This window comes from Pseudoalteromonas sp. G5_S1_54_S4 (assembly GCF_054968565.1).
In genome coordinates, this window is sequence record NZ_JBQKUL010000001.1 from 194291 (window position 1) to 209067 (window position 14777).

Annotated in this window: 12 protein-coding genes; 10 read left to right on the top strand and 2 right to left on the bottom strand. The window is 38.0% G+C overall.

The window, feature by feature from the left end; translation table 11 throughout:
* Window positions 1-256 precede the first annotated feature (256 nt).
* The 5 genes from rnm to ACTRWE_RS00905 all read left to right on the top strand — a co-directional run bounded on the left by rnm (window position 257) and on the right by ACTRWE_RS00905 (window position 3855).
* The gene (gene rnm / locus ACTRWE_RS00885) at window positions 257-1111 is read left to right on the top strand and encodes an RNase RNM (protein WP_350645259.1); all 855 of its coding nucleotides are present in this window, start codon (window positions 257-259) and stop codon (window positions 1109-1111) included.
* Window positions 1108-1728 (top strand): L-threonylcarbamoyladenylate synthase, encoded by a 621-nt coding sequence (locus ACTRWE_RS00890; RefSeq protein WP_013465078.1) that lies wholly within the window; start codon window positions 1108-1110, stop codon window positions 1726-1728. Before rnm ends, ACTRWE_RS00890 begins: the two co-directional genes overlap by 4 nt.
* Window positions 1729-1730: 2 nt before the next feature.
* Window positions 1731-2573: a segregation and condensation protein A gene (locus tag ACTRWE_RS00895; protein WP_024603088.1), complete on the top strand. Its 843-nt coding sequence runs from the start codon at window positions 1731-1733 to the stop codon at window positions 2571-2573.
* A gap of 147 nt (window positions 2574-2720) precedes the next feature.
* Window positions 2721-3272, top strand: a complete 552-nt coding sequence (locus tag ACTRWE_RS00900) for a cytochrome b (protein ID WP_024603087.1) — start codon at window positions 2721-2723, stop codon at window positions 3270-3272.
* A 1-nt stretch (window position 3273) separates the two neighbouring features.
* Entirely contained in the window at window positions 3274-3855 is a 582-nt protein-coding gene (locus tag ACTRWE_RS00905) for a YceI family protein (protein ID WP_013465075.1), read from the top strand.
* 50 nt (window positions 3856-3905) lie between these two features.
* Here the strand turns inward: ACTRWE_RS00905 and ACTRWE_RS00910 are convergent, their stop codons facing one another.
* Window positions 3906-4739 (bottom strand): transporter substrate-binding domain-containing protein, encoded by an 834-nt coding sequence (locus tag ACTRWE_RS00910; protein ID WP_024603086.1) that lies wholly within the window; start codon window positions 4737-4739, stop codon window positions 3906-3908.
* 122 nt (window positions 4740-4861) lie between these two features.
* Window positions 4862-5029, bottom strand: a complete 168-nt coding sequence (locus tag ACTRWE_RS00915; protein ID WP_007375427.1) for a hypothetical protein — start codon at window positions 5027-5029, stop codon at window positions 4862-4864.
* 492 nt (window positions 5030-5521) lie between these two features.
* On the opposite strand from ACTRWE_RS00915, the gene ACTRWE_RS00920 reads away from it, so the two are divergent.
* The 5 genes from ACTRWE_RS00920 (at window position 5522) to ACTRWE_RS00940 (ending at window position 14542) form a co-directional block, all read left to right on the top strand.
* Window positions 5522-6376 (top strand): acetoacetate decarboxylase family protein, encoded by an 855-nt coding sequence (locus tag ACTRWE_RS00920; RefSeq protein WP_253944080.1) that lies wholly within the window; start codon window positions 5522-5524, stop codon window positions 6374-6376.
* Between the two features lie 20 nt (window positions 6377-6396).
* Window positions 6397-8646, top strand: a complete 2250-nt coding sequence (locus ACTRWE_RS00925; RefSeq protein ID WP_462879320.1) for an NAD(P)-binding protein — start codon at window positions 6397-6399, stop codon at window positions 8644-8646.
* Between the two features lie 87 nt (window positions 8647-8733).
* The gene (locus ACTRWE_RS00930; protein WP_024603084.1) at window positions 8734-11004 is read left to right on the top strand and encodes a TonB-dependent receptor; all 2271 of its coding nucleotides are present in this window, start codon (window positions 8734-8736) and stop codon (window positions 11002-11004) included.
* 15 nt (window positions 11005-11019) lie between these two features.
* The gene (locus tag ACTRWE_RS00935; protein ID WP_024603083.1) at window positions 11020-13704 is read left to right on the top strand and encodes a 7TM diverse intracellular signaling domain-containing protein; all 2685 of its coding nucleotides are present in this window, start codon (window positions 11020-11022) and stop codon (window positions 13702-13704) included.
* Between the two features lie 97 nt (window positions 13705-13801).
* Window positions 13802-14542, top strand: coding sequence for a glycosyltransferase family 2 protein (locus ACTRWE_RS00940; RefSeq protein WP_462879321.1), 741 nt, complete (start codon window positions 13802-13804; stop codon window positions 14540-14542).
* Window positions 14543-14777 lie beyond the last annotated feature (235 nt).

Here is a 14777-nt window from a genome sequence, read left to right on the forward strand (position 1 = left end):
AAAAAACCCGCATGGTAGCGGGTTAGAATTTTTTGTTTAGACACGACAATTCATCACCCTTGATTTTAAGAGTGCCACCACCAAATGATGTTGTGAATTGTATTTTTCATTGTTGTTAATTCTTTAATGTCTAAAAGTGGCTACAGTAAAACGTATCAACTGCTTTTGTGTCAAGTGTTTATTTAAAACAATTTAGTTAAAAAACTTGTTATACTGGGTGAAACACCGTTAAACCCTAAATTTAAGTAGTTTTCATTTGATAAAATACGACCTACATAGTCACACCACGCACTCAGACGGCCACTTAACCGTTGAGGAATTATTAGCGCGAGCAGTCGATAAAAATATTGATGTATTTGCTATTACCGACCACGATACGGTGGCAGCTATCGAACCTGCGCAGGCTTTTATCAAACGTGAAAACTTGCCGCTTAAACTTATTAACGGGGTTGAAATATCAACCAAGTGGGAAAGTTTTGAAATTCATATTGTTGGACTAAATATTGATACCAACGATAGTACCTTGCATACATTACTGAGCGAGCAGCAGCAAAAACGCGAAACTCGCGCATTAGAGATTGGTAATCGACTTAATAAAAATGGTTTTGAGGGTATTTACCAACAAGCTCGTGAGCTGGCCGAAAATGCACAAATTACTCGCGCTCACTTTGCCAGAGCATTAATTGAGCGTGGTGTAGCTAAAAACTTTCCTGGGGTATTTAAAAAGTATTTAGGGCGAGGTAAAACCGGTTACGTGCCAAGTAATTGGTGTGATATGCAAACAGCTATTGCGGCGATTCATGCCGCAGGTGGGGTGGCCGTTTTAGCGCACCCAAGTAGCTATAAAATGTCGAACAAGTGGCTACGTAAATTGTTAGTGGAATTTAAATCAGTAGGCGGAGATGCAATGGAAGTTGCGCAGCCGCAGCAGGCGCCAAGTGAACGTCAGTTTTTAGGGTTATTGAGCCAAGAATACGAGCTACTTTGCTCACAAGGCTCTGATTTTCATTTTCCGACTAGCTATTTAGAACTTGGAAAAAACTTATACTTACCTAAAGATTGCCAAGGGGTTTGGCAAACATGGGAAAAGCACGAAGGAGTTGCATTATGAGTCAATTATTTCATATACATCCAGATAATCCACAGCCTAGATTAATTTCTCAAGCTGTTGATATTATTAAACAAGGCGGCGTAGTTGTGTATCCTACAGATTCAGGATACGCGATAGGCTGTAATTTAGGTAATAAGCAAGCTAAAGAGCGCATTGAACGTATTCGTGGTATTGAAAAACATCACAATTTTACTTTGGTATGCCGTGATTTATCTGAGCTGTCTACTTATGCGCGTGTTGATAACCAAATGTTTAGGCTTATTAAAAATAATACCCCAGGGCCTTACACATTTATTTTTAAAGGTACAAAAGAAGTGCCTAAGCGGTTATTAAACGACAAGAAAAAAACCATAGGCATACGTGTTATAGAGCACCCAATAGCGTGTGCTTTATTAGCTGAGCTGGGTGAGCCCTTAATGTCGTGCTCACTTATTTTACCGGGCGAAGAGTTTACTCAAGCTGATCCCGATGACATTTTAGAGCGCCTTGATAAACATGTGGATTTAATTATTCATGGTGGGTATTTACCTGAGCAGGCGACCACAGTGATTGATTTATCAGAAGATGATATTCAAATTCTTCGTGTTGGTTGCGGTGATACAACGCCATTTGAATAACAATGAAACAGTCTGAGACGCTATCATCAACGCCAACACCTGATATGCCAGTGCAGCAAAAGCTGCCTCTGGCTTTTTTACATGGTAAAGCCGTTGTTGATAAACCCGAAGATTTATATATCCCACCTGATGCCCTTGAAGTTATTTTAGAAACCTTTGAAGGGCCTTTGGATCTGCTGCTTTATCTAATTAAAAAGCATAAGCTAGATGTTCTTGAGTTGTCTATTTTTAGCATTACTGAGCAGTATGTAAAATATGTTGAAATGATGAGCGAGTTCCAACTAGAACTCGCGGGTGAATATTTAGTAATGGCGGCATTGCTGGCCCAAATTAAATCTAGGCTGTTACTGCCTGTTCATGAAGAGTTAGAAGAAGAAGACGATCCCCGCGCCGAACTTATAAAACGTCTACAAGAGTACGAACAATTTAAAAAAGCGGCCGAAAATATAGACAGCCTACCTCGTGTTGGCCGCGATATCTTTATAGCGCAGGCAAGCGTGCCGGAACTAGCAGAAAAAAACCAGCCATTACCTGAACTGGCAATCAAAGATTTATTGTTAGCGCTAAGCGATGTCATGGCGCGTGCAAAAACATTCGAGCATCATTTAATTAGCGCTGAAACCCTTTCAACGCGTGAGCGCATGAGCTTGATTTTAAATACCTTATCCCAATCAAAAGCGCCTGTTGCGTTTACTCAATTATTTACCTTTGAAGAGGGACGCAGTGGGGTTGTTGTTAGTTTTATCGCTATGTTAGAACTAATAAAAGAGGGCCTGATTGCCTGCTTACAGGTTGAACCTGATAGCCAAATATACGTGTCTCTTAACGAGTCAGCTGCTAGCTAATCCCTTCTCAACGTCATTTGCAATTATATTAACCTTATACATTTTACTGTGCGTATACGCACGATGAGTGTTTGCATATGCTATTTCAATCACCACTTAATCATTATATCGTAGTGTTATTACTAAATAAGAGATTGGCAGTAGGGAATGTTTAAAAACTCAAAAACCAGCTATGGCGTGGTGGCTATATTTTTACACTGGCTAATGGCGCTGACCGTGTTTGGTCTGTTTGGTTTAGGTTTATATATGGTTGAGCTGACTTATTATGATAGTTGGTATAAAGGATCATTAGACCTACACAAAAGCATTGGCCTTAGCTTAGCAGCGGTTTTTGTTTTTAGGCTGTTATGGCGACACTTTAGTGTTAAACCAAGTCCTATTGGCAGTAACAAGCAGTTAAATCAATTAGCCCAAACAGCACATATTTTAATGTATCTGTTTTTACTGATCATTATGGTGTCAGGGTATTTAATTTCGACGGCTGATGGACGACCCATAGAAGTATTTGGCTTTTTTTATGTAAAAGCTATCGACTTTGCGTTTGATTCTCAGGCTGATATAGCCGGGCAAATCCATTTCTATAGCGCATGCTTATTAATTGGATTTGTAGTATTGCACGTGTTAGGTGCGCTAAAACATCACTTTATCGATAAAGATAAAACATTAATTAGAATGATCACATTACAAAAGGATGATTAAAATGAAAAAATTATTTTTAACTTCAGCGTTATCAGCAGCGATGTTTATGACAGCGACCACTGCGAATGCCGCAGATTATGTTATTGACACAAAAGGTGCGCATGCTTTTGTAAACTTTAAGATTAAACATTTAGGCTACAGCTGGCTGCACGGGCGTTTTAACACCTTTGATGGCAAATTTAACTACGATGCTAAAAATCCAAATGCGTCTCAAATTAGTGTAAATATTGATACGGCAAGCCTAGATTCAAATCACGCAGAACGTGATAAACACTTACGTGGTAGTGACTTTTTAAACGTAAGCAAATACCCACAGGCAAGCTTTAAGAGTACAGCGATTAAGTTTGACGAAGACGGTGAAGAAGCCACTGTAACCGGTGACTTTACTCTACACGGTGTTACGAAGACAATTACCTTTGAAATAGATAAAATTGGTGAAGGTAAAGATCCATGGGGTGGTTACCGTGTTGGTTTTGAAGGAGAAACTAGCTTAAAACTGGCCGACTACGGTATTGACTATAACTTAGGCCCAGCATCTACCCATGTTGATATTGGTTTATTTATTGAAGGTATTCGCCAGTAAGACTATTTTAAAAAAGCTAAGCGCTAATTAGTAATACGCTTAGCTTTTTATTATTGTAAATGTGCTTCTAATTTGGGTTTTAAATGACTTGGTAGCCACCGGGTTAATACCTGTTTATAGTCTTCAGTTTGCTTAATCAGTTTGAGTTGTTGATTAAGCGTAGCAATATCTTCTGCACCTTGCTCGTTTTTAGTACAGCCAATGTAACCGTAACTTATTTCTGGTGCTTCAGTGAGCATCCGCTGGGTTAAATTATCAGTAAAGCCCATTGTTTTTGCTAAATAATAATGTTCACTTGGGTAACCTAATAAAATATCAATTCTTTTAAGGTTAAGCATATATGTTAACGTACTGAGGGTATCGCGAGTTGGTCGAATGACCAGATTTATACCGGGTGTGGTGTTGATTATTTTATCAATTTCACTGCCATAGGAGCGATTCATAGATACACCTAAGGTAAGCTTTTTATTAACTAATAAATTGGTTAATGACACTGGTTTAGCGTCTTCAATCTCTAGCGCACTACTTAGCTTGGTATGCATGGCAATTGATGGCGAAAGCCCTGCTGTAGAGCTTTGATGTGTGAAATAAACACGCTCTTCGCGGTATTTATTCCTATAGAGCGACAAAGCACAGGCATTAGACTGCAGGTTGGCAAGTTCCTGAATCACTTTACCTGAGGGGATGATCACTCTTTCAAAGGTAATATGCGGCAGCTGCTGTTCTAAAAGCGAAATAATACTTTCGTCACGACCTTGGGATTTGTTCGGCCCGCTTATAATGTAGTAGGGCGCAAAATCATGTGTTAACCATTTTATTGTTCTGGCATTACACTTTGTGCTTAAAAATACACAGACTAACAGTATTAACCACGAAAACCGCATTTGCACTACAACGAATAAATAAACAAGGATTTAAGTGTAGTCAATAATACACCAAAAAGTAAAATGCCAGCTTCACGCTGGCATTTAGATTTATTTATAAGTGTTTAACTTATCAATGATAATTAGCTGGCCTTGAGCCACTTTACAAATTGACGTGCATCACTTGCTTTTTGAAACAATGCATTTTTCAAACCTTGTGTATCGCTAAAGATTACACGATGTTTGTTAACCGAAATTGATTGCACTGGATGTGCTATTTGGATCATAGATCCGTTATATTTGTATGACATAATAAAACTCACTTTATTTTTGTTATTTATTCTGGGCTTTTTCTTAAAGCACATTACAGATGATAAATAATCTAATTGTGTTTAGCTTCATTACAGTGTTGACGATCTTTATGACACTTTTACGATGATATTAAAAATAAATCATCAAGGTATTAATAGGGGTTCTCGCCGTACAATAACTTAGCTTTTGAATATACGTTTTGCGGGGCTTACTGGATCAGGGTAAAGAGGTTAACCGCTAGGGCTTTTTATAGCCAAGCAGCGATACTACTTCACAACATTTTACTTTGCAAGCAATTTATTAAAATACTTTGAATCGCGTGGAATTCACATATAGCCATAAATATTAATTCGCAAAGGTCAACAGACCCGAATATATCTGACTATACTCAGTTTTTAACTGAGGGGGTCAAATGAGCTCACTATCTACGCCATATCAACATTTTTTATCTAATCCAATAGCAAAGCCGCCTGTCGTATGACAATGCGAATATGTATGGCTTTTTTGCTGAGGTAGAATTAGCTAAATCACAAAGATATATTGATTCAACGCTAAACGTAGGCGTTAAAGGGAATATTCGTTTTAAAATACTTGGCGAGTTTGCACTTATTACATTTACAGATATTGAAAAAATAGCCTCAATGACACCGCCTTTCGATCAGCATGGTTGGATGCAAGAAACAGATATTATCATCTGGTTGCCTGTCGCTAAAGTTGAAGATGAGGATATAACCTACCTATATTGGTATCCTGCATTTATCTGCGTTAATAACATTTATGCACTCATAAATGGTCGCGAAACGTGGGGCTATAATAAATATTTATGTGATTACATTATGCCCGAGTGTGTAACTGAGCTTTCGAATTTTTCACTATCTTTAGAATGCTTTGATCATTTTTCGCCTGAATCAAAGCTGCAAATGCATGAGTTATTTACAATTATAATAAACTCTCAGGGGCACGAAAATGACTTTTTCTCTGTCCTAGATGATTTTGGCGAGCAAGTAGCAAATTTGTTTTCTCGTAAACATTTAGGCATTGATTTGTCATTATTAAAGCAGCTATTGAGTGGGTTTGTTAATCCACAAATGGATCAAATATTGTTTAAGCAATTTCCCTATGGCAGTAGTGATTCAGCGGTATACCAAAGCGTAATGCACTCACCCTCTATGATTAAAAAAATACATCGCTTTAAATTTCTGAAACCTGAGTTTACGTTACATCTTAATAAATTAGATAGTTTCCCCCTTGCCGATATGTTTGGTCTGAAGTTAGGTAGTCAAGCGCTGCACTTACCATTTTATGTTCAAATGGATTTTGACCAGTTAGCCGCAACTAAGATTTAAATTGCTGAGAAGGATTTATCATGGGCCAAGAAAAAATTGTGATAATTGGTGGCGGTGTATCGGCTATGACTGCTGCACTGTATTTAACCGAGCAGCGTGATTGGCAACAGCATCGAACTATTACTGTATACCAACAAGGTTGGCGTTTAGGTGGTAAAGGCGCAAGTGGCCGTAATACGGCTCGTGGGCAGCGTATTGAAGAGCATGGCTTGCATGTATGGTTTGGTGCTTATGTAAATAGCTTTAAAACAATAGAAACGGTTTACACTCAGTTACAACGCCCAGTCGATTCACCTTTATCTACATGGCAGCAAGCATTAAAGCCGCATAGTTTTATAGCACTAGAAGAATATATTAATGATCAATGGCAAACATGGCCAATAGATTTCCCCTTATTACCTGGAAATCCTGCGGAGGGTAGTTTGGATATTACGCCATGGGACTTTATTAAAATGACCCTAGCTTGGCTAAAAAAGTGGATACTGGATTTACAATTAGCCGCAAAAAAAGCCAATAAAAATATAAATTTGAGCACAAAAAAATCTCGTGATCAGTCTTTATTACGCCATTTACATCAACAAATAGCGGACTTGGTTGATGATACAGAGGAAACTTGGCAACACTTTGCTGATGATATAAAACAATACTCGAGTGAAATAGCCTCTACTCCCAGCTTATTAATAAGTAAATTAAATCAGTTTGCTCACGCTGACAATACATTAAAACCCCAAGTACAAGAGAAAAAAGATGGCCTTGTCATTTGGTATATAGTTAGAAAACTAAAGCGTTGGCTAAATAGCGAAATGATTGAGTTATTAGACAATAATGCGCAGCTTAGGCGATTATATATTTGTGCAGACCTTGCTATTGCAATGTTGGTTGGCCTGGTCAAAGACAAAGTATATCGAGATGGGTTTGGGGTCATAAACAAATTTGATTTTAGACAGTGGCTGATAAGAAATGGGGCTAACGAGCATTACAGCGCTAACTCTGCGCCAATACGGGGATTTTATGATTTAGTATTTGCTTACGCTGATGGAGACATCAGTAAGCCTAATGTTGAAGCCGGTGTTGCATCACTGGCTATGTTACGTATTGCGCTGTGTTATCGCGGTGGCGTCATGTGGAAAATGCAAGCGGGGATGGGCGATGTCATTTTTGCTCCACTGTATGAGCTACTAAAAAAAAGAGGGGTTAAGTTTGAATATTTCCATCAATTGCAAAACCTGGAACCCAGCCTAAATGAGCAGGGTGAACGTTTTGTTGAGATAATTAAGTTACAGCAACAAGTTACTTTGAAATCAGGCGCTGAATATCAACCACTTGTTGATGTGAAAAAACTACCTTGTTGGCCAAGTGAGCCGCTTTATGCGCAAATTAATAGTGAACAAGCCGCACTATTAAAACAGCATAATATTAATTTAGAATCTTTTTGGTCTGACTGGCCAGCTAAATATGAAAACCATTTTGGGCAGCCCCTGCCAATAAAAAAATTACGCTACAAAGATGACTTTGGCAGGATGATTCTTGGCGTATCTGTTGCCTCACTTGAGCATGTATGCCCTTCGTTATTAGTATGGGATACAAATTTTGCAGCTCAAGCAAAACAAGTCAAAACGGTGGCAACGCAGGCAGCCCAATTATGGCTTAGTAAGACTGACGAGCAATTAGGTTGGCAATATAGGCCACCTAGCAAAGAAGGCCCCATTCTCAGTGGCTTTAGCGAACCATTTGATACATGGGCTGCGATGATGAATTTAATCGACAAAGAGCAATGGCCTATCGATTGTCCTCCTAAAAACATTGCTTACTTTTGCAGTGTTTTTCCTTGTGACTATTACCCGCCACAAAGTGAACATCAATTTGTTATTCAAGCAAAATCGCAAGTAAAAGCTAATCTTAAAGATATGCTAGAAAATAATATGCAGTCTTTATGGCCATTAGCGTATCAAAATAATCAATTTGATTGGTCTGTTTTACATGGCTCTCAGTTATCAGGGGATGAACGATTAAATGCTCAATACTGGCGGGTAAATGTGGATCCCAGTGAGCGATATGTTTTATCAGTTGCAGGCTCAAGTCAATATCGTCTGGCAACCGATGAAACACAATTTACCAATCTTTTTATTACCGGTGACTGGATAAAAACAGGCGTTAATGCCGGTTGTGTTGAAGCGGCTGTCATGGCTGGTATGCAAACAGCAAGAGCAATGGTAGGTTACCCACAACACATTAGTGGCGAAGATGCATTTGCAGCCCTCAAACATTAAAATATTATTCATATAACCGTATTATCGATTGATTAGTATATAATTAAACATGCTGTTTACATTTGTTTAGCGTAAAGGTCACAAGAAATGAAAAATAAAGGCAAGCTTCTCAATAAGAAAATAGGGTTGATATGCTTACCAGGCTTTTTACTGCCACTGCAGGCGAAAGTACTTGTAGATGATGAAAGTGCGAATGCGCGTAATATGGAAATCATAGAAGTTTATGCGCAAAAAAGAGCGCAAAAAATTGAAGAAGTTGGCATTTCTGTAAGCACCATTAAAGGTAATGATCTTCAAGTACAACACGTTAAAGATTCGACAGAGTTGTCTGTATTTGCTCCTAATCTAAAAATTAGTCAAAACGCAGCGGAAGGCACACCGCCAGCGGTTAACATTCGTGGTGTAGGGCTAGTTGATTACAATACGGCGAATACATCCCCTGTGGCGATGTATGTTGATGACATTGCTGTTGGCTCTGCAAGTAACCAAATTGTTAATTTATTTGATATTGAACAAATTGATATTTTGCGTGGTCCTCAAGGCACTTTATTTGGTCGCAACTCTACTGGGGGCGCTATTTTAATCCGCTCTAAACGCCCTGAGTTTGAACAAAGTGGTTATTTAAGCACCGGCATTGCTAATAACAATGCGACCAGTGTTGATGCTATGTTTAATTCAGCACTTAGTGAAAACACTGCCGTTCGTATAGCGCTTAATCATCAAGATTATGATTATTCCACTAACAATATTTTTACCGACTCACCGAAAGCTGGCATGCGACAAACGAATGGCCGAGTTTCCTTTTTAGCTGATTTTGACACGGTACAGCTATTGATAAAAGGGCATATTGCCGATTGGGATGGCATAGTACAGCCGGTTGGCAGTATTGGAATTGTTGCTAATCCACTAACAGGAGAGCGATGCTCGCCAGCACAAGCGGGTTCAACCAGCTGTTTTGATAATTTTGGCTTTAATGATGCCAGTGATGATTTTTATACAGTCAGCGTAAATAATAATTCGCCTCATAAAACAGATGGTAAGGGCATTAGCGCCCATGCTAATTGGCAATTAGACACACACAATGAGCTTGTTTTTTTAAGCAGTTATAACAAATTAAAACGGGACCATGCTTTTAATTGTGATGGCTCTCCCGCACAGTTATGTGAGGGCAACTTAGGGTTAAATACTGATTTGGTGATGCAAGAATTGCGATTGCAATCTCAGTTAGGTGAGCATTTTTTAACGACGGGAATATATTATGCTGATGAGTCTATTGTTCAAGATAATGTAAATGATATTTTACGCGACTATCGGGGAATTTTATCGACAGATTTAACCGCTACTTTTTTTTATAATAATAAAATAAACACAAAGAGTATGGCTGCGTTTACGCAACTCGATTATCAATTAAACCAAGATTGGTTGATCACTGCAGGGCTTCGTTACTCTTATGAATCGTTAGACTACGACTCAGTGTCACAGCTTAATGTTATTTTAGATGCTAACGATTTAACGGGGGTTAAGGTTCCATTTTATCGTGTTCAGGGAGAGCAGTCAGATAATGGCATTTCAGGGCAGTTAGGAGTGAACTTTAAAGTCGATGATTCAACTTACGCCTATTATCGTTTTGCTAATGGCGCCAAAAGCGGAGGCTATAACGGTGGCTTTTTATCATCGGTTGAACAGGCCCAACTCGCTGACTATCAAAAAGAGCGGTTAAACTCACATGAAATCGGATCAAAGTCCTGGTGGCCAGAGCAGGGTATTCGATTTAACTGGGCTGCATTTTATTATGATTATAATGATCAACAAGTCTTTATGAATCAGCCTTCAGCATCTGAGCAGAGCCCGCCAATTCAATTATTAGAAAATGTGGCTGACTCTATTATTTACGGTTTAGAAGCTGATCTTGAGTATTGGCTGACCAATAATTTGAATGTTAAGTTTGCTATGGGTTATATACCTCATGCAGAGTTTGAAGAATATGTTGATCCACTAGGGAACGCGTTAACTGATAATCGTTTGCCGTTTACCTCAAAATGGAATCTCAGTGCGGGTATTGAATACACTCTTGAGGTGGCTAATCACCCACTAACTACTCAATTATTAGTTGATTATCAATCCGATTACTATTTTGATCAGAATCAAAACCCCTATGCGATGCAAGACAGCTATAGTATTTTTAACGCCAATATACACTATCAACACGATAACTGGGGGGTTGCCATTTGGGGTAAAAACCTGTTTGGTACTCATTACAGTCACTTAAAATTTGATTTAAGTTCTTTTCTTGGCATGCTTGAAGATTTTAAGGGTGAAGGTCGGCGTTTTGGCTTGGATATTAGTTATCAGTTTTAATTTAAGGTGCAAAGTATGCCAATAAAGGCAGCTCTAAAGCTATTTATATATTGTGTATTTATATGCTTTAGCAATTTAGCAGTGGCAAATGCACTTGAGCCTTTTGCTTATACTTTGAAACAACAAGATACTGATTTGCTTAATCAAGGCAGTGTATTTCAAGTCACTGATGGCGCTTTTCCCCGAGATCATAGCGATATAGAAACGTGGCTTGAAAAAAAGCAACCACAGTCGAGAACATCGTTTTTTGGTGGTAGTTTTTGGTTTGTGATTAAGCTGGAAAACAAAACTGATTTAAATGAACTTGTGTTGTATCCCTATAACACACTGCTTTCAAAAATTGAGACGCGTATTTATGATATGTCGAATTTTGATGAGCCAATAAATCGTTATACAACGGGTGGCATTTACCCTAATGAGTTTGCATTTCATTATGGTAATAGAATTGAGCTGACGCCTACTCGTCCCTATATGTTAATTGCAAAATTTCAAAGTGAATACTTTTACACCCCACCTAAATTAGTGCTTTCACCTTATGATGATTTTTTTGTGAAAAAAACATCAGATAACATGATTATGCTGCTGTGCTTTGGGGTTGGTATTGCATTAGGTTTATACAATTTTCTTATTTACTTGGGTGATAGAGATAAAACCCATTTGTATTACGCTCTGTTTACCGCGTGCTGGGTATTAGCTTGGAGTCAGTTTTTTCATATACCAGATCAAATTTTTGGTTTTTACAACGCCCATTTTCATTGGCTAGGTTTTACCTTAATTCCCATCACAAATATCTTATTTTTTAACAGCTTACTTAAATTAAAGGAAACGTCTCCTCAATTATCACGGTTTTCAATTTACTTGGGCATTATTGCTACCGCAGGTACTCCATTTGCAATCATTTGGCCAGGTTTTGGCTTTATATGGGCTACTTTAGTAACGGGGGCTACTTTGTGCCTGGGTATGATTGTTGGTATACGAAGTTGGTTAAGTGGCTTTAAGCCCGCTCGCTATTTTGTTTTAGCGTATTTGGCGATGACCATTCCTAATATGGTCGGCAATTTAACTAATTTAGGGCTAATTGAACCCATAAAGATGGATCTCTATTTACTTGGGCTCATTGGTACCGCACTCGATGCAGTGCTACTTGCTTTTGCCGTGGCAAATAAATTTAGCATTTTACACCATGAGAATGTTGAATTGACTAAAAATTTAGAACACAAAGTACAGTTGCGTACTCAAGAGTTACAACAATTAGCTGAAGAACTTCGTGATGCAAGTGAAGCTAAAAGTCGATTTTTAGCCAATATGAGCCACGAAATTCGCACCCCAATGACATCAATCATTGGTTATGCTGATGGTATTATTTTAGGTGATATACAGCCTCATGAGAGAAACCATGGCATTCGGGTGATTTTGCAAAATAGTCGTCATGTTCTTGGCTTAATTAATGACATTTTGGATATGTCAAAAATTGAGGCTAACCGTCTAGAGATAGAGCTAGTTGAAACGGACTTGTTTGCCACTATTGCTGAAATCGAATCGTTATTAGGAAAACAAATCCGTGATAAAGGCTTAAAATTTAAAGTTGATTATCAATTTCCGCTACCTGATTGGATAGTCTCAGATCCAACTCGATTGAGACAAATATTATTAAATTTAGCAACCAATGCGCTTAAATTTACCAGCCAAGGTTATATAAAGCTAACGGTTAGCTATAATAAAAAACAACTAATTATTAAAGTGAAAGATACGGGAATTGGTATGACCGACAGTGAGCAAAAAGACTTGTTTACTCCCTTTCATCAAGCTGACTCGTCGATTTCTCGCAAATACGGTGGCACTGGACTTGGGTTAAATATCTCAAAAAGCCTAGCAACTAAACTAGATGGCGATATTACGGTTTATTCTGTGCTCGGAAGCGGCAGTGAGTTTTGTTTTACTATGGCACTGCATACAACGGCTCATACAAAATGGGTTAACGCATTTGACGATATTTGTAAGTCACAAAACAAAGAGCTCCCTATAAATAGTAACCAGCGAAATTTGATTGGTAGGGTACTCGTGGCTGAAGATCACCCAGAAAACCGACAGCTGATTAAGCGGATTTTAGAACGAATGGGTTTAACCGTGGTGACAGTAGAAAATGGCCGAGATGCTGCGCAAGCGACACTTGATGAACAATTTGATTTAATTTTATTAGATATTCAAATGCCAATTATGGATGGTGAACAAGCAATTAGTATTATGCAAGCAACAGGAGTAACAACACCGATTGTTGCGCTTACTGCGAACACGATGAAGCATGAAGTCGATCGTTATTTAAGACAAGGTTTTACCGACCATATTGCCAAACCCATCGATAGACGGTGTTTTAGTAGTAAAATCGCAAGTTATCTTGATATTGATATATGCGAAAATATTAAGCTGCCTGATGATGAGTTTGCACTACTCAAGCAAGAATACATTAAAGGATTAAAAAAACAAAAACACACATTACAGTCTCAATTTAAGCAGGGTGATATAACCGGTTTTGCACGCAGCGTACATATGATCAAAGGAACAGCAGGGATGTTTGAATGCCAAGCACTGTATCAACAAGCTGTTGAGTTTGAAAAACGATTAAAATCCGCTAACACCGTGCTTGATAGACATCAAGTAGAGGCTTTACTCAATACAATTGACGTTATTTTAGAAGCTTAAAACCATACTTTTTAAAGCCTTGTTTCCTGTGTTGTTATGATCTGTTTATAATAGGAAGATAATTTTTAAAATACAGCGTTATTAAAAAGGAAATTTTGTGAAGCTATCTGTTTGTATTATATGTAAAAATGAAAAGGATAAAATTGAGCGTTGTTTAGAGTCAGTAAAGTGGGCAGATGAAATCATTGTACTTGATTCAGGTAGCACTGATGAAACACGTGCTATTGCAAATAAATACACAGATAAAGTATTTGTGCGTGATGACTGGCAAGGGTTTGGTGAGCAAAGACGAAGGGCAGAAGCATTAGCAACTAACGATTGGATTTTTGCAATTGACTGTGATGAAGTTGTCAGTGAGCGTTTAAAGGAAGAAATAATAACGACATTGGCAAAATGCAATGAGAAAAATATTTTAAAGCTTAACCGTTTAACGTATTTTTGTGGCCAATTTATTAGACACAGCGGCTGGCATCCTGATCGTATTGCGCGTATTTACAATAAAAAAATAACAGGTTATAACCAAAACTTAGTGCATGAGTCTGTTGTAATGCTTGATTGTAAACCAATTGAGTTGAAAGAAAATATATTACATTTTCAGCATGAAGATATTTTTGGCTATATGAATAAAAGAAACCATTATGCGCACATAGGTGCAGAGCAAATGGAAAAAAAGGGTAAAAAACCATCACTCTTGAAGGCAAGTAGTTCCGCTTTTTTTGCCTTTATCCGCCATTATTTTTTAAGACGTGGCTTTTTAGATGGTAAGGCAGGATTTGTTATTGCGGTTATACAAAGTCAATATAGCTTTAATAAATACTTATTTGCCTATTATAAATAATCTCACTTAGCAGGTTAATTTTATAATCATCCGGTGGTTAAAATTAATCTGCAGTTATGCTCTACTCAGTAATGTTCTATTTGGTCGGGTGTTAAATAAAATGCCTGATGCCACCTTGGTAAAAAAATCGTTCCCTTATTTTTACTAATAGTGAATACCGTGCAGTTATTCGCTGCGGTGATATCAATTATAAAAATGCAATTACAGACACCTATTAACGAACATGCTTTAATGA

Coding starts and splice junctions, on each gene's coding strand:
- ACTRWE_RS00890 (WP_013465078.1), top strand. CDS start 1,108: ATGAGTCAATTATTTCATATACATCCAGATAATCCACAGCCTAGATTA.
- ACTRWE_RS00895 (WP_024603088.1), top strand. CDS start 1,731: ATGAAACAGTCTGAGACGCTATCATCAACGCCAACACCTGATATGCCA.
- ACTRWE_RS00900 (WP_024603087.1), top strand. CDS start 2,721: ATGTTTAAAAACTCAAAAACCAGCTATGGCGTGGTGGCTATATTTTTA.
- ACTRWE_RS00905 (WP_013465075.1), top strand. CDS start 3,274: ATGAAAAAATTATTTTTAACTTCAGCGTTATCAGCAGCGATGTTTATG.
- ACTRWE_RS00910 (WP_024603086.1), bottom strand. CDS start 4,739: ATGCGGTTTTCGTGGTTAATACTGTTAGTCTGTGTATTTTTAAGCACA.
- ACTRWE_RS00915 (WP_007375427.1), bottom strand. CDS start 5,029: ATGTCATACAAATATAACGGATCTATGATCCAAATAGCACATCCAGTG.
- ACTRWE_RS00920 (WP_253944080.1), top strand. CDS start 5,522: ATGTATGGCTTTTTTGCTGAGGTAGAATTAGCTAAATCACAAAGATAT.
- ACTRWE_RS00925 (WP_462879320.1), top strand. CDS start 6,397: ATGGGCCAAGAAAAAATTGTGATAATTGGTGGCGGTGTATCGGCTATG.
- ACTRWE_RS00930 (WP_024603084.1), top strand. CDS start 8,734: ATGAAAAATAAAGGCAAGCTTCTCAATAAGAAAATAGGGTTGATATGC.
- ACTRWE_RS00935 (WP_024603083.1), top strand. CDS start 11,020: ATGCCAATAAAGGCAGCTCTAAAGCTATTTATATATTGTGTATTTATA.